The organism is Bacillus cereus group sp. BfR-BA-01355 (genome assembly GCF_022663675.1).
In the GTDB taxonomy this organism is placed as follows: Bacteria; Bacillota; Bacilli; order Bacillales; family Bacillaceae_G; genus Bacillus_A; species Bacillus_A thuringiensis_S.
Genome location: NZ_JAKUFY010000012.1, coordinates 47124 through 68882 on the forward strand (window position 1 = coordinate 47124; position 21759 = coordinate 68882).

Here is a 21759-nt window from a genome sequence, read left to right on the forward strand (position 1 = left end):
TTGCTTCCGCTGAATTTTGAGGTAGGGGTCTTACTGCCCGGCAAATAGCGGGATAAATGTTAATAGACTTATTCTTCAATAATGAATTGTGAAATTAGCATTTCTAAATTTTCGACTTTCTTTTTCATTTCATTAGATTTCGTCGTTATTTCTTGAATCAATGTGGCTTGTGCTTGAATTGATTGTACCGTTCGATTCGTTTCTTGTGCGACTTGTGTTGCAGTTTCAGAAACTATTGACAAAGAGGCATTTACTTCTTCTGTCCCAGCAGACATTTCTTCTGTGGCAGCAGACACTTCTTGAATTTGGGTCGTTATTCTATTAATATCTTGCATAATAGATGAAAATGCGAGTTCTGCCTTATGCGCTGCTTCTTTACCACCACTAGCCTGTTGTTGACCTTTTTTCATTACATGAACTGTATCCTCTGTATCTTGATGTATAAAACGTATTAAATTATTTATATCATTTACAGATGTTTTAGATTTCTCAGCTAGACCTCTTACTTCAGCTGCAACTACTGCAAATCCTTTTCCATTTTCTCCAGCACGTGCTGCCTCAATTGCAGCATTTAAAGCAAGTAAATTCGTTTGTTCCGCAATATTAGTAATAACATCTAACGCTTCTTCAATTTGTTGTGTACGCGTAACAAGTCTATCAATGACCTTAGAAGTTTCTTCGACAACTTCATTCACGCTATTCATTTGATGAATAGATTGTTTTATAACTTCACTACCAGAGTTTGCTTGGTCTATTGTTGCAACAGCAACTTCAGCAACCATCGCTGAAGATTCAGCTACTGTTTGAACACCAGTTGCAATTTCTTCCATTGAAGTTGAACTTTCTTGAATACTAGTCACTTGTCCCTCTATTTCTTTATTTATTTCAGAAGTAGTTCGAACAACCTCGTTTGATATATGTGCTGCCGTTTTCGTCTCTTGTAGCATATTTTCAGTTGAAACAATCACTTCTTTCGCCGTAACCTTCACCTGACCGACTAATTGTTGCAAGTTATCTAACATACTATTAAAGGACTGTACAATATGGCCTAATTCGTTCTCGGATTTATAAGAAGTTCGAATTGTTAAATCTCCAGCAGATACTCGTTCCATATCTTTTTGTAATAATACAATTGGTTTTTTTATAGCATTTTTTGTTATAAAACCAATAAAAATGATTATTATGATTCCAACAAATGAAATAATTACAAATGTTATGATTGTATTTTTCACACTATTAACATTCTCTTTTTGTAGCTGTTCAGCAGCATTATTATTATATAAAATAAGTTCACGAATAGACTGAATTGTTTTTTCCATATTAGGGTCAATTTCTTTTAAATAATAGCTATAGGCTTCTTCATTATTAGTCAGTCCCAAATCTTGTGCTTTTTTCATTTGTACTCTTAAATCTTTAAATTGACTTTGAAACGCATTATACAAATCTTTTTCTTTATGAGAACTAATTCTAGTTTCAAATTGTTTTAACAGCTCATCATTTTCTTTTCTAGTCTTATCCATTTCTATTATGAGTTCTTTCATTCTTTTTTCATCTTTCGATATCATAATCTCCATAAAATTCATATTAACATGGTAAAAATTTGATTCTACAATTCCTATCCATTCAATTGGTAATAGTCTTTCTTCATACATACTAGAAGATGCATTTTCACCTTTTTGAAGCCCTAAAAACCCGAGTGAAGATAACATGATACAAGCCAAACTCGATATAATGACTAACACATTTAATTTCGTTCCAATTTTACTATTTTTAATAAAAGACAACAAAATCACTCCATCTATATATTATATTTTACTTGTTTTATATTACAACAACAATCGACATTTATCGACATTTTTTTATTAATCTTATAATTATATTCGAAGAACTTGATTCTCATACTATCAAATACTAAAAAGTCTTATGGGAATTCCACAAGACTTTTAATAGAGTTATATTGTTTCTATGAAATTATGATAAAAATTAAAGCGACTTATTAGTTCTTATAACTTCTTGATAGAGAATCGGTGACCACTTATCACTAATATAATCTTGGATAACCCAACCAACTCTTTTTGGATTCTCTTGTTTAATATATGCCGCGATCTCGGGATTTATATAAGACGCATAATAATATGGACTATTCCATGCTGTACCACCCGAAGACAAGCTTGTAAAATTAATATATAGATGATTTAAATCCTCGCTATTGTTCATCGTTTCATTGATTGTATCTTTAATAGATTTTACTTTCTCATCATAACTCACTTTATATTTATCTTGTACTGTTACATTTACATTTTTGTTTACAGTTGTGGTAAACGTCTCATTATCTGGCCAATAAAAATTATTATATCCTCCAGATTCATTACTGCCACTATATCTTTTTAGTAGTACAATTTTCCCACGAGCATCTCCAAGTTTTATATTTCCTTCTGTTTTTAAAAAGATAGGATCAACAAAATAATTTTTTTCAAACGTACTACTAAATGAATCTTCTGCCCCTTTCATATCCTCATACTCTTTTTTTAAAGACATAATAATTGTTTCACTCGGGTTATCTTTTAAAAATTGTTTCGCTTCATTTATGAATTCATGCAGTGTTACGTAAAGATATAATGGCCCATGATGAAGAACTATCGTATTATCATCTGTTAAACGTCCTCTTATATCAAAAATGCGAGCTCCATGGTCCATTTGATAGCGAAAATCATATTCTTGCGTCATTCCCCACACTTGCTTAATCGGATTTTGCAACTTGAACGTCCCACTATCGTGTGTTCCTGGAATTGAAATTCGTGCTAACGGAATATTATCAGGTATAGGTTGCATCCATTTCGACCAATTTTCAAGCTCATTAACAGAGCTAGCTGCAACTACTCTCTTATCATGTAAAGCAAATACAAATGTGATAAATATTGTACTACATATGAATAATTTCAAAATTAACTTCTTATTTCTCATTATTATCACTCTCTTTTTCTGTTTTTATATCAAACTTATTGAATATAATATAAGCTAGTTCATAAAAAATAAATAACATTTCATCAATATGAAATATTGCATAGAAGTAAAGTTAAAAAATCATTCACATATACTAAATTAGAAAAATTTAAAGGAACTTCATCTGAAGTTCCTTTTGCTTATTTTATGTTCAATACATATGAACCATCTTTATTCTCATATTTATAGACGTATAAATAATATTTTCCTGGCTTTGCATTATAAGTTCCTTTAACTACATTTCCTTCATTTTCACCATATGCTACATAGTTATTTAAATCTGATTCATGATGAAGTACCCATGTCATTCCGATATTTTGTTCATTTAGTAGAGAAATATTAATATTTTCCGGCGAGTCAATTTGGAAAGTAAATACATCTACTCTATCACTATTATGTAGCGTTCCTTTCACCGGTGTATGAAAGTTAACTTTATTTGCCTGTCTAGGCTCATTATTTGGTTCATTTTCTGTTACTTGTAATTCATTCCCACCGTTTGGTTTTCTTTGTTCATAGCCTAAGTTTACTAGTATAGACTTCAAATCTGGTAAAACACCAATTTTATCTGCATATGGATCTTTAGATTTTGTTCCTGTGCTCTGGTTGCTTAATATTGCTCTTAGTTCACTAGGTCTATATGGTTGTCCTAAATTTTCTTTAGCAATGCTTTGTACTAAAGTCGCTGCCCCAGCAATAATTGGCGAAGCACTAGATGTTCCGCTAAAGCTTGAAGTATAAAGATTTACAGCACTTCTACTTTGCTCGGCTGTAGTTGTATCTACATTTTCTCCCCATCCGTACACATCAATACGGCTTCCATAATTCGAAAACCACATACGTTCATGAGGGAAAGATGAAGAGCCAGCTCCTACCATAATTGCACCCGAATCTTTAAAATCTTTACTATTACGATTTAAGACTTGCTTACCCTTTCTATCTTTGAACTGATCTAAATCATTCCACCCATTTGCTCCAGCCTCTATAATTACAATTCCCTTATCTGTACCAGCACGAATTGCATCAAAAATATCTGGTTGTACTTCAACAGGTAAATATTTATCACCATATCCATCAAAGGATGCTTGCGCCTCTAACAATAAAACATCCCCAGCTTCTAACTGATTTACAGCGCTTAATATTGCATCAGCCGTATTATACTGTCCGTTATCTCTTATTTGAGAGATAACCTTTGCTTTCGCTTTTGGCGCAATCCCAATATTCCCGACTTCATTGTCCTCAGAGGATACAATTCCTAGTACAGACGTCCCATGACCGACATGCTGATTTATATTTCTTCCAGACATTAATTCAATATTTTGATGTAATAAATCCTCATGATTTAATAGCCATCCGTATTCCATATCAACAAAAGTGATACCATTTCCATTACCGCCTTGAACTCCCCAGGCGAAAGGCGCATTAATACCGTATGGGGCTGCTTCAAGATAACCTTGTTTTTTAAATCTAGGATTTTTATTAGGATTAAGAGCTACACTTGATGATTGCACTTCAGGTGGCATTATTTTCTCTTGTTTCTTCATATACGCATCTTCTATTAAAGAAGATGCCTTTAACTTATCTACTATTTCTTCTTCATACCCACTATTTTGATTTTGAAGAATATAGTAGTTTAATAAACTTGTAGATACATGATTAGGTGCTTTCACTTCAAGGTTTTGTATTTGTTCCGGGCTTACAGATGTGAATAAACGAGTAAATGTTACATCTGGATATTCTGTCAAAAGATCTTTTATTACTTTATCATTCGTTTGAGATTGTATTTGTTTTTCAATACCATCTTCATATGGAAAATCCAAATCTGCTTTAAATTTTACAATGATTTGCTTATCTGTTTCTTGTTCTATCCCTAATTTACTCTGCTGTTCTATAGAATCAGCATGTACACTATTGATAGTGCCTCCTGTTCCTAAAAGTGTTGTAATGATTACAGTTGACGCATACATTTTTTGAAATATTTTCATTACATCAATCCTCCTATTAATAATTATTAATCATTATATTAATCTATAATGATTTTATTTCTATAACGTATTCCCTTTCTACTAAATAGATTATAGTAATCAGAAATATGAACTTCAATGTATTTTCATATGCAATATTTCATATTCTGACTCTACACTACACGAATATGAAACTTATAGTGATTATTTATTTTATATGTGCTAATATACTTACATTAATATATTACGCATATACACATTCTGAACTACATTACTTAATAGTTTCACCTTAATTTTTTCTTAGGAGGATTTACAATGAAATTACTAAAAATAAAACATATAATCCCTTTATCCGCGGCTGCAATTACATTCGTATGTAGTCAAAGTACAGCTGAAGCTTCTACCATTCATACAGTAAAAAAGAACGATACACTTTGGGGCATTAGTAAACAATACGGAGTTTCAATACAATCCATTAAACAGGCTAATAATAAAGGAAACGATAAAACCTTTATTGGTGAACAGTTACATATTCCAGGGTCCGTGAAATCAAATGAAATCACTGTTCCTCAAAACGCCAAGCCTGCGAGCATTTCTGGACAAATTATTTATCAAGTACAACCGGGGGATTCATTAGAAACGATAGCAAAGCGTTACAATGTCACCGTCCAATCTATAAAACAAATTAACAATACAGTCGGAAACAAGCTTTATACAGGACAACATTTAAAAATTAACTCAAGCATTTCACAAAAAGAAAAAGACTTAATGGCACGCTTAGTTACTGCTGAAGCAGGTGGCGAATCCTATAAAGGAAAAGTAGCAGTAGCAAAAGTTATACTAAATCGTGTAAATGCAAAAGGTTTTCCAAATACAATAACAGGTGTTATTTATGAACCTATTAAATACGGATATGCATTTACTCCTGTTACAGATGGCAGAATTAATCAGCCTGCAAGTGCAGAAGCAAAAATGGCTGTAGAAGAGGCTATCTCCACAAATGGAGTACATTCTGACTGGATTTATTTCTACAATCCAAAAACATCAACAGACAAGTGGATTACGACACGTCAAACAGTAGCAGTAATTGGTAACCATGTGTTTGCTAAATAAGATTTAAAATCATTAACAGACCTCTTCACTTAAAAGGTCTGTTTTTTTCTATGTAAGATGTTATTAATCATATGACATAGTGATTTTTCAAACTATTTCTTCTTTCAAATAAAAATTTTTGTATTTACTCCACCACTCGGAGAAGTTAATACAGCATCAAGTTCAAAAACTCCCACTTTATTAATAAAAGCTATTTCTTTACTTCATAAAATTGTTATACACTAGAAAAATAAAAAACAAACTATTCGTTAGCAGGTGAAAGAATATGTATGATGTTACAATTATCGGCGCTGGAGTAAGTAGCATTTTTATGGCTTATTCACTAGCTAAAAGTAACAAAAAAGTTTTAATTCTTGATAAAGGTAAAGCGCTAGAAGATCGCCATTGTCCTTTAGACGAAGGAAAAGTGTGTAATTGTACTACATGTGATAAATATTTCGGGTTTGGTGGTTTAGGAAGATCTGAAGGGAAATTTAATTATACAAACGGATTTGGCGGAGAACTTGAGCAAAAAGTCGGTAAAGAGGGCTTTATACAGCTCATGGCTGAAGTAGATGAAATTCTATGTCAGTTTGGTGGAAGTTCTGTCTCAAAATATTGTACTGAAAATTCAAGTCTCACTAAAAGAGCTGAAGCGTGTGGTTTACAAATGCTAACAACAGAAGTAAGACATCTTGGTACTCCCCTTTCCAATAACATTTTTCAGCAGCTCTATGAATTTTTACTGACGAAAATAAAGATCAAATTTCAAATAGATGTACAACATATTCTGAAACAGGAAGATTATTTTACAATAGAGACAAATCAAGGAACAGTTCAAACTAAGCAACTAGTATTTGCAACTGGGCGTTCAGGGGCCGATTGGTTAAAAGAAATATGCAGTTCTCTAAGTATTTCTCAGGAGCAAACACGTGTAGATTTAGGAATTAGAGTAGAAATGAAGGAACATCAATTACGTTCTATATTAAAAGATACTTTTGAAACAAAACTTTCTTATCAAGGTGAGCATTTCACAGCAACTACTTACTGTATGAATCCAAAAGGACGCATCATTCGAAAGTACGAAGAAGGTTTAGTTATGCCTGACGGTCAAAATTTTCGAGAGCAAGGAACTGGCACTTCTAATTTAAACTTCACTTTATTTATTCCTCGCTATTTTCCAACTCTCAAAGAAGCAAATGTATACGCAAGTTCAATTATTAAAGGCATTAACCAAGGACGAGATCGGATTGTTATACAGCGCTTAGAGGACTTATTAAAGAAACAACCTACGGCGGAAAACAGCATGGAACATAATCGTATACAACCTACACTACAGGGGGATTATGGAGATTTGAATCAAGAAGTTCCTCAATTATATATTGAAGGGCTGAAAGAATTTTTATTACGTTTAGAACAATTTATACAAGAGCCTATTGATCAACATACTTTACTATATGGAATTGACGGAAAGTTCTATGCTCCTACGATAAAAATCAATAACTCTTTTGAAACAAGTGTGCATGGACTATTTTTAGTTGGAGATTGTTCCGGCGTCACTCATTCCTTATCTCAAGCTGCTGCAAGTGGTCTGTATGTTGGAAAGTACTTATCTGACATTTAATTTCTATCATTAAGATGTCAGTCAAATATTTTCAATTCCAAAACACTTTTACTTATATATAGTAAAAGTGTTTTAATAATCCCTCCTATCCTTCCCGGCTAATGATTAACTGACAAAGAAACGGAATTTTACAAAATACATATGTAACATAACTGTATATTTAAAACGATTGACATTCAATTCTAATAAATTGAATGTCAACAGTTTTAAAAGTCTCTATCCATTTTCACTTTCATTTGTTCGATATTTTGTAACATCATCATAGTGTTTAATATGGTAGGATGTCTATAAGTCAATTTCACTACAACTATGACTTGTTCTGCCCGTTTCTCAAAAAGAGTTATATTTATGCTACTACGCTTTAAAAATCCCCATTGTATGTATATGAATACTTCAAATTATTCCCTTTAGAAAACATAATCTAAATGGTTCATTAAACTCTAATAGTTATAAAAACATAATATATAACTTCAATTAAATAAATTGTATAAAGAAGGTGTAAAAATGAAGAATAAAATAAATTTACAAATGCAAAATATAAGTTTTGTTATAATAATGGCTTTAGCAGTATGGTTAAAAACATATCTTATTACGCGATTCAGTTTTGATTTAAAAATTGAGTCTTCAACGCAAGAGCTTATTTTGTTTATTAGCCCTCTAGCCGCATCATTAGCATTTGTTGGATTAGCATTATTTGCAACTGGTGAAAAACGAAATTATATAGCGCTATGTATTAATTTCTTATTAACGATCGTGCTTGTTGGAAATGTAATGTTCTATGATTTTTATAATGATTTCGTTACATTACCAGTACTTGGACAAACCTCAAACTTTGGCCAATTAGGCGGCAGTATTATAGAGATATTAAACTACAAAATTATACTCGCATTCGTAGACATTGTTTTCTTCTTTATTTTATTAAAAAAGAAATCATTGGTCTTTAAAACAGAACGTGTAACTCATTCTACACGCTTGTTATACTTTCTTTTAACGATTGGTGTATTCTTTGCGAATCTACAGCTTGCAGAAAAAGAGCGCCCTGAATTATTAACGAGATCATTCGACCGGGTAATGCTTGTCAAAAATTTAGGCTTATATACTCACCAAGTATATGACTTAACACTGCAAGTAAAAGCTGGGTCACAAAAAGCACTTGCTGATAGTAGTAAATTACAAGAAACTGAAAACTACGTAAAAGCAAACCAAAGCGAGCCAAACCCTAATATGTTTGGTGCAGCGAAAGGAAAAAATGTAATTGTCGTCACTCTTGAATCCTTGCAGACCTTCTTAATAGGCGCATCAGTCAATGGGCAAGAAGTTACACCATTCCTAAATGAATTCATAAATGAAAGTTATTACTTTGATAACTTTTTCCATCAAACTGGTCAAGGGAAAACATCCGATTCTGAATTTCTAATCGATACGTCGTTGTATCCATTAAATCGAGGGGCTGTATTCTTCACACACGGTAACAATGATTATACTGCGACTCCAGAAATTTTACGTCAGCAAGGTTATTTCACTTCTGTATTCCATGCGAATAACGCAACATTTTGGAATCGTAATATTATGTACTCCGCTCTTGGTTATGATCGTTACTATAATGAGCTTGATTACAAAATTACGCCAGAAACAAATTTAAATTGGGGATTAAAAGATATCGAATACTTTGATCAATCAGTAGATATATTAAAAACTGTTGATCAACCATTCTATGCTCGTTTCCTTACTTTAACAAACCATTATCCATTCACGTATGATGAAGATACAAAATTCATTGAACCATACAACTCTGGTAATGGCGTATTCGATCGTTACATCGTAACTGCACGTTACTTAGACGAATCAATTAAAAAATTTATTGAGCGTTTAAAGGCCGAGGGAATGTATGATGATTCTATTATTGTGTTATACGGTGATCATTATGGCATTTCCGAAAAACATAATCGTGCAATGGCACAGTTTTTAGACAAAGATCAAATAACAGAATTTGATACTTTAAATTTACAACGTACACCTTTATATATTCATATTCCTGGACAAACAGAAGGTCAAACTATTTCAAAGCCTACGGGACAAATCGATATGAAACCTACTATTCTAAATTTATTAGGTGTTGGTTCTACGAATGATATCCGTTTTGGCCATGATATGTTTTCAGATGAATATACTGGCTTTGTTGTTTTACGCGATGGTAGCTTCGTTACAGATAAGTATGCATACAAAAACAACACTTTCTACGACCGTATAACAGGGGAAATTGTAGATTTACCAAAAAAAGAAGCTCAAGCCCTCATTAAACGTGCACAAAATGAATTACGAATGTCTGACAAAATTATTGAAGGCGATTTATTACGCTTCTCAGAAAGTAATAAAATTAAAACTGGCGAAGTACAAACTAAAATTAAAGAAACAGAAAAATAATCTATATATGAAAAAGGAGCAACTTATTACAATTGCTCCTTTTTACTTTCTTATAACACATCAGATTTTTTATATAAAAAATCTGATGTGTTTACTTTTATTCTACGCTTGTTTCTAAAGCTACATCCGTATAGGTATTATCATCACCTATATTTAAAATTACTTCACATTGACGCAATCTCAATTCAAAGAGCATGATAGAATCATGATAGATTTCAGGATTTGATTTCATCTTATGTAATATCTCTTGTTTTTCTTGTATTTCTAAATGAGTGTTTTCTACAGCTTGCTTTAAGGAGTTAAATGGATTCCTAAAGAATATATTAATATCTCGCTCTTGTGTGTTTTCAAACAGCTCAAATTGCAAGAAAAATTTCTTCATAATAGAAGCCGTTACTTCAGTATAATCTTCATTTTCTACATACTGTTTGTATTTGTTATATAGCATAGATTTATTTTTAGGAAGAACTCCAAATAATTTACCGGCACTTTTCAACAAAAATTGTGCTGGCGTAAATCGACGTAAAATATTTACTTCATCCATTTGTATTCTAGTCGTCATCCTGTCAGTATCTCTGCGCCAGTCATCAAGCACTTTAAAATCACATTCTAACTGTATTCTATTTTTTCCAAATAGTGAATTAAGCCCTTCACTAAGTTCTTCTAAATACGTTTGACTTTGAAGAAGCTCATTATTAGAAGTTGCAATCCAATTTTGCATAGAAAGAGCGAGATTAGGTAATACAGTTTGTTCTAAATATTTATGCACTTTTTCATTCATTGCTTTATTTAGTTCCGTATCCATGTGCCCGAAATCACTTTCTTCACTAATTAAATTAGAACAGCTCTTTAATATCTTCGGAATATTTTCAGTAAGATCATTTGTAATTTCAGTCTTCATTGAACGATATGATTGTGTAATGAAATGAATTTTTTCCCTCTCAAATGCAGTAAGGTTATTAATGCTACCGTTTAGTTTCACTAGCATATCTTCATTCCAATTAATAGCATCTACTAGATTATTTTCTTTCTCAACACGTTTATCCAAAAGATATGTAATTGTTTTTCGAATGAAAAATAATAACTTTTCAGTACGTTCTGCATCGATATTTTTATGATTAAAGTTAAAATGAATAAACTCAGTTAAATCATTTAATTGTTTACTACTTGTATATAGCGAGGAATAAGGGAAAATTCTCGCATGCGGGAAATATGTGTTTATTCTCGTTGCCGTATCATGTAATACCCTTTTCACTTCTGCTTCACTGTAAATGTTATCGATTTTATTTAATAAGAAATGAATTTGTGAATTTGGCGTATGTTCTTGAATACTTAATAGAATGTCACGTTCTTTGTCAGTAAAAGGTGAATCCGCATTCAATACGAACAGTAATTCGTCTACAGAATTTAAATATTCGAATATCTCATCTCTAGTGTCGTTATTCCTATTAAAGCCAGGTGTCACTACAAATGTAAGTTTATTTTCATTTAAAAATCTGCATGGTAATTTAAATTCAACACACGCTCTATCTCTATATGTTTGATGGTGCTGAGACATCATATTATGGTAATCAGAGACATCTTCCGTTGTTGTAATTGCTGAATCTGTTATAGCGTTTATTTCTATATGAGCACCATTTTTTAAAACTACTACATTTGAAATTGATTTTTCTAATATGTTTTCTCCTAATATAGAGTTAATAAATGTAGTTTTTCCATTTCCTGAAGTTCCCGTTACTAAAATACGATTTGTTCTTAAATCTGCGAGTTCGTCAACTAACCATTTAAATCGGTGACCTATTTCTATATTGTGCTTTTGTGCCCACTGTGTAATAGATTCAAAAAGGTGTAAGCTGTACTCTAAGCCATTTACATGATTAATAGAATGTGACAGTAAGTTTTCCGCATGCTCTATATTTGCTGAATCTATTTTGGAAGGGAAAATCTCATCCCATGCCAATACAGCTGCAGATGGAAATACAGCATAAGATGGATTAACTACTTTTAACCAATTTGCTAACAGATTGGGTATGATATCGTTTAATTGTCTAAGCGTATATTGACCTTGAATTAATGCAAAGTAAGTTTCTTCGTAAAGAGCAGAAACTTTGTTCCATATATCGGACGAATGTATTTCAATATGTAAGAAAAATTCATTTATTGTATTAAGCCATAATAAATAATTTTGTTCATCTTTATAACTGTTCCAAAGTGATGAAACCATTTGCGTAAACTGTACTTGATCTACATTATTTAATGTAGCTAATGCATTATAAAAATAATCTGGTGAAATATGTTTAGTAAACCCTTTATCAATATATCCTTTTAATACCTCAAACCACGGATACGATTCTATTCGAATTAACTCATTCACAGCAAGCTCTACTGCACTATCAAAATCTTGCTGTTCCTCATAAAAGGAACGGGCAATTTTTGTGACATTCGGATAATCAGGATTTAAAGAAACTGCTTCTTTAATAACACCGAAAGCTGAGTCAAAATTATTTTGCTCAATGTAAAGAGAAAGTAATTGTAGTCTAATTTCGATCATCAATATTTTATTATCAGTAGTAATAGAAGTATAAATATTTTCAGCATATGATAATTGATTAAGTTCGAAATAAGCATCCGCAATATTTTTTTGTGCCCATGGTGCTAATTCATTACTAACCTTCTCCCATTTAAAAATAGCTGCTTCAAAATCTTGATGACGATAATAAAATTCACCTTGTGCAAAACGAATATAAGACCCATCAGAAATCTCATTTTTTTCATCGTTTACATAAGCTTGTCCAAGTACGTCAAGAGTTGGTTTTGTTTCATTCTCCATTAGGAATGTTTCATAATACATCTTTTTTATTAATTGTTTTTCTAATCTCATCTTTTCCCCCACTATATCTTGAAAATACATTTTTAAGATATACAAATACTTTTTGTATGTATGCTTTTTATCTTAACAAAGAATATCTTTTGGAAAATTTCATTTTCCTTTCATTTTTCAAGTTAGATTGAATTTTTATGAGAAAAGTTTCAGTTTTTTTTCAATTCCCTTTCAGTTATGAAACAGCATTAAATGTTCCTAATAACCTAATAATACTATAATATTCCACATTATATTATCAAGAAAATCTCATATAAACCATATTATAAAAACAATCTATATTGAATTTATATGCATTATTCACTGCGCTGTCAAACAAAAAAATAACAATAGGAGCCAACGGCTATTCATACCATTTCTTTCTCAAATTATTTTCCTTTAAAAGGCTTCAGTGGTTATGTAATTAAATTCCATTAACCTATATAAATAACTAGTCCAAAAAAAATCTATATGCATATCATGTTATAGTAAAGAATTTAGGAAATCCTAAAAGGAGGCATTTTCATGTTTGAAGATAAATCTAAAATAAATTACCCATATGAATTTACTGAAACCACAACAGTTCCTCTAAAGAACCCCATTGATAAAAAATTCAAGAACGGCACAGGTACACATAACTTTCCAATTAAGAAACACTACAAAGAGCAAGTTCTATACACTGAAAAAATTAATAATAATAAAAATAAATAATCGTATAGATCCTTATGACAATTAACCAAATAAGAATCAATATTAGGCCATGCATAGTTATGTCTTTAATAATGTAAAAATCTTCATTATACTATTCATGCACCTTTTAAAAAGTGCTGTATACAGCGCTTTTTTATACATAGATAAATATAAGCTAACGCAGCCAAGAAATAAACTGCAAAATTACTTCACCATATTCTCGTTTAACAATTAAATCTACATATTAAAAGGGAGCAACAGTAAATGTTGCCCCCTTTTGAAATGTAGTTTATTCACTCTACATAACCCTCTTAAACATCTTCTCCAACTCATAAGTAGAATGATGCACAAGAATCGGTCTTCCGTGCGGGCATGTATACGGGTTTGTTGTTGTACGTAGTTCTTCCAGTAAAGCAAATATTTGATCGTTCGTTAAATATTGATTCGCTTTAATCGATGCTTTACAGCTCATCATGATGGCTGCTTCTTCACGTAATTTTTTAATATCAACTTTTTTTAGTTTAACAACTTGCTCCATCATTTCATCGATAATTTCTGTTTCTTGTCCTTTCGGGAACCACGTTGGATGTGAGCGGACGATAAAGGATTGATGGCCAAATTGCTCCAAGAATAGACCGACTTTTTTCAGTTCTTCTAGTTGCTCTTCAACACGTAAAAATTCAGTAAGAGATAAATCGATACGGTACGGTACAAGCAGTTCTTGTACTTCTTGCGCTACCCTTCCTACTTTATCACGGAAGTATTCATAATTAATACGTTCCTGCGCGGCATGTTGGTCAATCATATATAAGCCTTTATCATTTTGAGCGAAAATATATGTTCCATGCATTTGTCCAATTGGATAAAGTGGCGGTAAGTCATTACCGTTCATTTCAATCTCTTTTATTTCCTGAACTTCTTCTTCCAATTCCTCTAATTCAAAGTCCTCTTCATTACTGTCCCACGATTTTTCTTCTCGAATTGGTTCTTCCATTATCGGTCTAGTAGATGGCTGCCAACTTTGTTCTTCTCTTACGAGCGACTGTGGTGGTTGCCATTCTTGTTTCGGCGGTTGCCACAGTTGTGCTGGCTGTTTCACAGGCAGCGGTTCTTCTTGTTTTTCATCCATGCCAGTTGGTAAAACAATGTCCGGCATGGATGGTTCTTTCGGCTTCGCATGCTCAAACTGGAACTGTTCTTGCACACTCTCGTCTTTTTCTTTTTTCTTCGTTGTTACGCCTGCATCTGGAATGAGCTGTATTTTTTTAAATGCAGCTTGCAATGTTTCTTCGATAAGCTTTAGCAATTCTTGTTCTTTACTAAAACGAACTTCTAATTTTGCAGGATGTACGTTAACGTCAACAAGCATTGGATCCATTTCAATCGATAAAAATCCGATTGGATATCGTCCGACTGGCAGTAATGTATGATATCCTTGCTGAATTGCTTTCATTAATACAAAGTTTCGAACGTAACGGCCATTTACGATTGTTGACATATAATTTCGAGATGCTCTCGTTACTTCTGGTAATGTTACATAGCCTGTAATTGTGAAATCTAAAGATTCAGCTTCAATCGGAACAAGTTTCTTCGCAACTTGAATGCTGTAAATCGATGCAAGTACTTGTCTTACATCACCATTACCTGACGTATGAAGCAATTTCTTTTCATTATGAAACAGCTTTAACGATACTTCTGGATGTGACATTGCAATACGATACACAATATCTGTAATATTACCAAGCTCTGTATGAATGGTTTTCATATATTTAAGACGCGCTGGTGTATTAAAGAATAAGTTTTGTACTGTAATATCTGTTCCTTTTCGGCTCGCGGTTTTCTCTTGCTTTATAATGTCTCCACCTTTAATAATAAGGTGTGTACCAGGTGCATCACCTGTGCTAGTGATTAATTCTAATTCACTAACTGAGGCGATACTCGGCAATGCCTCACCACGGAAACCGAGTGTTCTGATGCGAAACAGATCGTTTTCATCTTTAATTTTACTTGTCGCATGTCGTTCAAAAGCTACGATGCAATCTTCTTCTGCAATGCCATCTCCATTATCAATGATGCGAATTTTCGATAAACCAGCTTCTTCTAAGTGGATTTCAATAGATGTACTATTCGCATCGATAGAATTTTCCACAAGTTCTTTTACGACTGAAGCAGGACGCTCTACTACTTCTCCTGCCGCAATTAAGTTAGAGAGTTGGTCATCGAGTTTGCGAATTTTCCCCATCTACTTACTCATCCTTTCTTTAACTTTTTCTGTAAGCGATACAGTTCGTTCATCGCTTCTAAAGGCGTCATATCAAGTAAATCAATTTTTTTAATTTGCGCCAGTACTGCTGTTTCTTTTTGATCTAACGCAAGCTTGTCTTGTTTCTTCGAAGACTGTTCTCCTCCAAAGAAAGATAGTTGTGATTCTTCCTCAGTCTCTACTTTCGCCTCTAGTACTTCTACTTGCTCTTCTTTTACAACTACAGGTTCTGGAATAACTTCTTGCTCCTGCACTTTCACTTCTACACGCTTTGGAATAATAATTTCTTCTTGTCCTTCTAGTTGTGCTAACACTTCTTTCGCGCGGGCAATTAAGCTATCTGGAAGCTCTGCAAGTTGCGCAACGTGGATTCCGTAACTTTTATCTGCTGCTCCATCTTGAATTTTATGAAGGAATACTACTTTACCATTCTCTTCAATTGCTGAAACGTGTACATTTTTCAGTTGATCTAAACTCTCTTCTAACACAGTCAATTCATGATAATGTGTAGAAAATAACGTTTTTGCCCCAATTTGGTCATGAATATGTTCAATGATTGCCTGTGCAAGTGCCATGCCATCATACGTAGATGTACCTCGTCCAATTTCATCAAATAAAATTAAACTTCTTTCTGATGCGTTTGCAATTGCATTTTTCGCTTCTAACATTTCGACCATAAATGTACTTTGACCTGAAATCAAATCATCTGCTGCACCAATTCTCGTAAAGATTTGGTCAAATACAGGTAATACTGCTTCTGTCGCTGGTACGAAACAACCAATTTGTGACATAACCGTTACAAGTGCTAACTGTCTCATATACGTACTTTTACCAGACATGTTCGGTCCTGTAATTAAAAAGACATCCATCTTCTCTGGCATAATACAATCATTCGGTACATACAATTTCCCGTTCAATACTTTTTCAACGACAGGATGACGACCATCTTTAATAAAGATTTCACGCTTCGTTGTTAGTACAGGTTTTACAAACTGTTCTTCTTCACTAACTGTCGCAAAACTTTGCAGTACGTCTAATTCACTAATTACTTTTGCTAAATGTTGTAATTTCGGAATAAATACTTTTACTTCTTCACGAAGCGCTGTAAATAAATCGTATTCTAGTTGTACAATTTTTTCTTCTGCTTCTAAAATTAACGTTTCTTTTTCTTTCAGTTCATCTGTAATGAAACGTTCAGCATTAGCAAGCGTTTGTTTTCGTTCGTAGCGGCCTTCTGGAAGTGCTGCAAGATTCGCCTTCGTCACTTCAATGTAGTAGCCGAAAATACGGTTGTACCCGATTTTTAACGATTTAACTCCTGTAATATCACGCTCTCGTTTTTCAAGCTCAGCGATCCACGTTTTTCCGTTTTTACTAACGTAACGATATTGATCAAGCTTGTCATTATAACCGTCTTTAATAATATCTCCATCTTTAATAGAAAGCGGTGGGTTTTCTTGAATACTTCTTCCTAGTAATTCAGTTAAGCTCTCACATGGATCCGCGCCTTGAATTAACCTTGCTGCATAAGCATTATCTAACAAACTAATCGCTTCTAAAATAGCTGGTACTTGAAGTAAAGATCGTCTTAACTGTAATAAGTCCCGTGCATTGACATTACCAAATGCAACTTTTCCTGCTAAACGTTCTAAATCATATACTTCTTTTAATTTTTCTTTTAAATCTTCACGTAAGAAGTAATCATTTACAAATGTTTCAACCATTTCTAAACGCTCTTCAACTTTTTCTTTCTGAATAAGTGGACGTTCCATCCACTGTTTTAACATACGACCACCCATAGCTGTTTTTGTTTTATCCAATAGCCATAATAATGATCCTGTTTTTTCTTTCGTTCGAAGTGTTTCCGTCAGCTCTAAATTTCGCTTTGAATGCACATCAATTTTCATAAATTGATTCGTATAATAAATTTCTACAGGTTGTAAATGATCTAATGAACGTTTTTGCGTTCTTATCACATAGTTAAATAAGCGTCCAATTGCTTTAATTAACTTTGCTTGCGAAACATTTTTCACAAGATGTTCTAATCCTTCAGGAATTGCCGTTGCATCTTCATATGAAATTGTCATTTTTAACGTTTCAGTTAATTTATTTAATTCATCTTTAGAAAATGAAGAATCTACAACAATTTCTTTCGAACCAGTTGCATACACTTCCAATAAAATATCTTCTACTGAACCAGTCAATAACGTTACTGTATTTTGTCCAGTCGTTAAATCATTACAAGCTAAAGCATATGATCCATCTTCAAAATGTGTTAATGCGGCTAAGAAGTTGTTTTCTTTCTCATCAATTGTACGCCCTTCCATCATCGTTCCTGGCGTAATTAGTTGTACTACTTCACGGCGCACTACACCTTTAGCTGTTTTTGGATCTTCCACTTGCTCACAAACAGCAACTTTATATCCTTTTTCAACAAGTTGTTCAATATAGTTTTTAGCTGCATGATGCGGTACACCGCACATCGGTATACGATCACTACTGCCACCATCTCGGCTCGTTAATGTAATCTCAAGTTCATGAGCTGCTTTAACGGCATCTTCAAAGAACATTTCATAAAAATCGCCTAATCGGAAAAATAAAAAGGTATCTTGATAGTCTGCCTTAACCTTTAAATATTGCTGTATCATAGGGGTATATTGCGTCATACTTTTCCTCCATAATTCTTACATAGTAATCAATTTTCATATATGTCACATTTCACGGACATCCATATCTCCTATTTCAGGAGTCTATCTTCATTATAACATATTTCATAAAGAATCATGTTCATTCAGCGCCACTTATGTAAAGTAAAAAGCTAGGAAGAACTTCTCCCTAGCTTTCTATTACTCTTCTTCTGCATCAACGATAAAGTTCGGATCTAATTCTTCAAATTCATCATCAGCAATTTGGAAATCATCATCTGATTCTACGCAGCCTTCAGGATTTACACTTACACAAATTTTCGTTTCTCCAACTACTTCTGTTACAAATTCACGTTCTACAGTTACAACAATTTTATTACCGTTTGGTGATACAAGCGCTTCTAAACAATTTGGTGGCTGAATAACACGAGCAATAATTTCTAAATCGTCACCAGAAAAGTTTTTATCACGATAACCAATGCTTACTTCGTCCGTGTAGTTCACGCGTTCTGTTACAACTTCAGTCTTTGTATTTCCATCAAATGAATACCAAGTGTTCACATCATAGAAACCTTCAATTTCCACATGCTTCCCATTCTTTCTTGCTTCGTACGAGTGGTTAATTACCCAGCACCCTAAAATACTTGTTGGTTCATTATTCGATTCACATGTATGCGTTGACTTTGTATACTTACGTCCTTTTCCAACCACTGCTTTTGTAATAATCTCTCTAAATTCGGACATTCGTAACCCTCCTCAATCACTATTCACTTAATCATATGCGTGACAATAGCGGAATGTGTCATTCTTTTTTTGAGAAGAACTTACGTTTAATCAACTAAAAAAAAGAGATGTCAATATGACATCTCTTTAACAACCACAATTTCCTTTTTTACTTTCTACCGCTGCGCCAGTTTCACCCTTAAGTACATCGCCACCAGTTGAAATTAATATTTCATTTGTTACGTTGTTAGAAATTGTACTAGCAACTAACTGTAATAAGTCATTTACATATGTTTGTGAAGATTTAAATTCTTGTACGACTGGAATACTGTCTAACTTATCTTGCAATGCATCAATTTCAGCTTCTACCTTTTTTAAAGCTTCCCACTTCCCGTAATGCTGCAAGTTTACTGCTTGTTTTTGCAGTGCTTTAATTTCATCGATTGCGCGCTTTACATTTTCATTTTTATGAATTTGCGCCTCTGCTTTCTTAAAAAAATCAACTTCTTCTGTTTCAGAAATCATTTTTGCTAATTCTTTTGCTTGTTCAACAATGTCATCTTTCGAATATACTTTCATCTATTATTTCACCTCAATCGGCTCTTCAACTAATTCCCCGTTAAGAGACCAAGTTTTTGCTTCCGTTACTTTTACTTTCACAAGCTGACCAATTAAAGATTTTGAAGCGACGAAGTTTACAAGTTTATTCGTGCGAGTATAACCTGCAAGTACTTCCGGATTATTTTTACTTTCCCCATCAACTAACACTTCTACAATTTGACCTTTGTAACGACTATTCTTTTCAATTGCCAACGTATTTACTAGTGTATTTAAGCGTTGAAGACGTTCTTTCTTCACTTCCATAGGTACATTATCTTTCATTTTTGCAGCTGGTGTACCTTCGCGAGGAGAATAAATAAATGTAAAGGCAGTATCAAATCCTACTTCACGATATAACGACATCGTTTCTTCAAATTGCTCATCTGTTTCATTTGGGAAACCAACGATAATATCTGTTGTTAATACTGCATCTGGAATTGCTTCTTTAATTTTTCTTACAAGTTCTAAATAATGCTCACGTGAATATTTACGCGCCATAATTTTCAGCATATCTGTACTTCCAGATTGAACTGGTAAATGGATATGTTCTACTAAGTTGCCACCTTTGCCAAGCACTTCAATTAAGTGATCATCGAAATCACGTGGATGGCTCGTTGTAAAACGAATACGGGCAATATCAACTTTACGAAGTTCGTCCATTAAATCACCAAGACCGTATTCTACATCTTCAAAGTCTTTACCATATGCATTTACGTTCTGTCCAAGTAATGTAATTTCTTTATAACCATTCGCAGCTAAATGACGAATCTCTTGGATAATATCTTCTGGACGTCTGCTCCGCTCTTTTCCGCGCGTATACGGTACAATACAATACGTACAGAACTTATCACAGCCATACATAATATTTACCCAAGCTTTAATATCACCACGACGTACTTTCGGAAGGTTTTCAATTACGTCGCCTTCCTTTGACCATACTTCAACTACCGTCTCTTTCGAGAACATCGCATCTTTTAGAATGTACGGTAATCTATGAATATTATGCGTTCCAAATACCATATCTACATGCTGATTTTTTTGCATAATTTTATTTACAACAGATTCTTCTTGAGACATACAACCACATACACCAATTAAAAGGTCCGGATTTCTTCGCTTTAGTGACTTTAAATGGCCTAGTTCACCAAACACTTTATTTTCAGCATTTTCACGAATTGCACAAGTATTTAATAAAACTACATCTGCATCCTCAGTCGAAAAAGTTGGTTCATATCCAAGCGTTGTGAAAATACCTGCCATTACTTCCGTATCATGCTCATTCATTTGACAACCATATGTACGAATATAGAACTTTCTTCCTGTACCAAAATTGCGAAACTCTTCAGGTAAGCCAAAATCCCGTTCAATTTTAACTTCTTCTTTCCCTCGCTTTTTCGCATCCTTTAAGGAAGGTGGTTGATATACACTTTCAAAGTATTTACTATAATCTTTCTCTTCTTTTTTCGTAGAGGAATTTGCTTGTTGACTTGCTAATCGTTGTTGCTCGTTCATCGGTAATCTCCTTTCACCCTTAACTATACACACTCTATAGTCCATTTTAATGCGCCTAGACTCACCTCAAAAATGGTTAGATAGCTTGAGAGATAACTTGTCCTTTGAAACTTGAGTAATCAATCTAATCATTCATAAGAATGAAGTCTTCCCCACGCAAATAGACATTCCCTTTTTATTATTTCTTGTTGTCCTACCCAAAAGCATATTGCTTTATCCCTATAAACATTACCATAGTATGACCTGTTTCGCCAATTTTAACAATACAGAGGCCCTTTATTATCTTACATTTCATAAGCAATGAACTTGCCATTTTCATACAACGATTTATATATTATTTTACCATTCTGAATTTTCTAAGT

General features: G+C 33.2%; 13 protein-coding genes. 4 read left to right on the plus strand and 9 right to left on the minus strand.

Translation table 11 applies throughout. The features are described 5' to 3' along the window. Positions 1 to 68: 68 nt before the first annotated feature. From MR167_RS06375 to MR167_RS06385, 3 genes are all read right to left on the minus strand, one after another. Positions 69 to 1784, minus strand: coding sequence for a methyl-accepting chemotaxis protein (locus MR167_RS06375; protein ID WP_000008148.1), 1716 nt, complete (start codon positions 1782 to 1784; stop codon positions 69 to 71). A gap of 199 nt (positions 1785 to 1983) precedes the next feature. Then, a complete protein-coding gene (gene plcA, locus MR167_RS06380) occupies positions 1984 to 2964 on the minus strand; it encodes a phosphatidylinositol diacylglycerol-lyase (protein ID WP_001244684.1) in 981 nt (326 codons plus the stop codon). A 179-nt stretch (positions 2965 to 3143) separates the two neighbouring features. Continuing rightward, positions 3144 to 4985 (minus strand): S8 family peptidase, encoded by a 1842-nt coding sequence (locus tag MR167_RS06385; RefSeq protein WP_000689211.1) that lies wholly within the window; start codon positions 4983 to 4985, stop codon positions 3144 to 3146. Between the two features lie 294 nt (positions 4986 to 5279). Between MR167_RS06385 and MR167_RS06390 the strand changes: the two genes are divergently transcribed. The 3 genes from MR167_RS06390 (at position 5280) to MR167_RS06400 (ending at position 10104) form a co-directional block, all read left to right on the plus strand. After that, a complete protein-coding gene (locus MR167_RS06390; protein WP_000771008.1) occupies positions 5280 to 6077 on the plus strand; it encodes a cell wall hydrolase in 798 nt (265 codons plus the stop codon). A 265-nt stretch (positions 6078 to 6342) separates the two neighbouring features. Further along, on the plus strand, positions 6343 to 7680 hold the full coding sequence (locus MR167_RS06395) for an NAD(P)/FAD-dependent oxidoreductase (protein ID WP_127725916.1): 1338 nt from the start codon (positions 6343 to 6345) through the stop codon (positions 7678 to 7680). 504 nt (positions 7681 to 8184) lie between these two features. Beyond that, entirely contained in the window at positions 8185 to 10104 is a 1920-nt protein-coding gene (locus tag MR167_RS06400) for an LTA synthase family protein (protein WP_086397843.1), read from the plus strand. Positions 10105 to 10201: 97 nt separating this feature from the next. Here the strand turns inward: MR167_RS06400 and MR167_RS06405 are convergent, their stop codons facing one another. Beyond that, the gene (locus tag MR167_RS06405; protein ID WP_242314206.1) at positions 10202 to 12985 is read right to left on the minus strand and encodes a dynamin family protein; all 2784 of its coding nucleotides are present in this window, start codon (positions 12983 to 12985) and stop codon (positions 10202 to 10204) included. Between the two features lie 504 nt (positions 12986 to 13489). Between MR167_RS06405 and MR167_RS06410 the strand changes: the two genes are divergently transcribed. Beyond that, positions 13490 to 13675, plus strand: coding sequence for a hypothetical protein (locus MR167_RS06410; protein ID WP_000461138.1), 186 nt, complete (start codon positions 13490 to 13492; stop codon positions 13673 to 13675). Between the two features lie 277 nt (positions 13676 to 13952). Here the strand turns inward: MR167_RS06410 and mutL are convergent, their stop codons facing one another. From mutL to miaB, 5 genes are all read right to left on the minus strand, one after another. Further along, positions 13953 to 15896 (minus strand): DNA mismatch repair endonuclease MutL, encoded by a 1944-nt coding sequence (mutL, locus tag MR167_RS06415; RefSeq protein WP_000516486.1) that lies wholly within the window; start codon positions 15894 to 15896, stop codon positions 13953 to 13955. Between the two features lie 8 nt (positions 15897 to 15904). Next, positions 15905 to 18583, minus strand: coding sequence for a DNA mismatch repair protein MutS (mutS, locus tag MR167_RS06420; protein ID WP_242314208.1), 2679 nt, complete (start codon positions 18581 to 18583; stop codon positions 15905 to 15907). Positions 18584 to 18763: 180 nt separating this feature from the next. After that, the gene (gene cotE, locus MR167_RS06425) at positions 18764 to 19306 is read right to left on the minus strand and encodes an outer spore coat protein CotE (RefSeq protein ID WP_001288799.1); all 543 of its coding nucleotides are present in this window, start codon (positions 19304 to 19306) and stop codon (positions 18764 to 18766) included. Positions 19307 to 19432: 126 nt separating this feature from the next. Continuing rightward, a complete protein-coding gene (locus MR167_RS06430; protein ID WP_242314210.1) occupies positions 19433 to 19864 on the minus strand; it encodes a YlbF/YmcA family competence regulator in 432 nt (143 codons plus the stop codon). A gap of 3 nt (positions 19865 to 19867) precedes the next feature. Beyond that, entirely contained in the window at positions 19868 to 21397 is a 1530-nt protein-coding gene (gene miaB, locus MR167_RS06435; protein ID WP_001005392.1) for a tRNA (N6-isopentenyl adenosine(37)-C2)-methylthiotransferase MiaB, read from the minus strand. Positions 21398 to 21759 lie beyond the last annotated feature (362 nt).

What these genes read in the sequence shown, in the direction of transcription:
- mutS (WP_242314208.1), bottom strand. Translation starts at nt 18,583, where the DNA reads ATGACGCAATATACCCCTATGATACAGCAATATTTAAAGGTTAAGGCA.
- MR167_RS06405 (WP_242314206.1), bottom strand. Translation starts at nt 12,985, where the DNA reads ATGAGATTAGAAAAACAATTAATAAAAAAGATGTATTATGAAACATTC.
- cotE (WP_001288799.1), bottom strand. Translation starts at nt 19,306, where the DNA reads ATGTCCGAATTTAGAGAGATTATTACAAAAGCAGTGGTTGGAAAAGGA.
- MR167_RS06395 (WP_127725916.1), top strand. Translation starts at nt 6,343, where the DNA reads ATGTATGATGTTACAATTATCGGCGCTGGAGTAAGTAGCATTTTTATG.
- MR167_RS06410 (WP_000461138.1), top strand. Translation starts at nt 13,490, where the DNA reads ATGTTTGAAGATAAATCTAAAATAAATTACCCATATGAATTTACTGAA.
- MR167_RS06400 (WP_086397843.1), top strand. Translation starts at nt 8,185, where the DNA reads ATGAAGAATAAAATAAATTTACAAATGCAAAATATAAGTTTTGTTATA.
- MR167_RS06385 (WP_000689211.1), bottom strand. Translation starts at nt 4,985, where the DNA reads ATGAAAATATTTCAAAAAATGTATGCGTCAACTGTAATCATTACAACA.
- miaB (WP_001005392.1), bottom strand. Translation starts at nt 21,397, where the DNA reads ATGAACGAGCAACAACGATTAGCAAGTCAACAAGCAAATTCCTCTACG.
- MR167_RS06430 (WP_242314210.1), bottom strand. Translation starts at nt 19,864, where the DNA reads ATGAAAGTATATTCGAAAGATGACATTGTTGAACAAGCAAAAGAATTA.
- plcA (WP_001244684.1), bottom strand. Translation starts at nt 2,964, where the DNA reads ATGAGAAATAAGAAGTTAATTTTGAAATTATTCATATGTAGTACAATA.
- MR167_RS06390 (WP_000771008.1), top strand. Translation starts at nt 5,280, where the DNA reads ATGAAATTACTAAAAATAAAACATATAATCCCTTTATCCGCGGCTGCA.
- mutL (WP_000516486.1), bottom strand. Translation starts at nt 15,896, where the DNA reads ATGGGGAAAATTCGCAAACTCGATGACCAACTCTCTAACTTAATTGCG.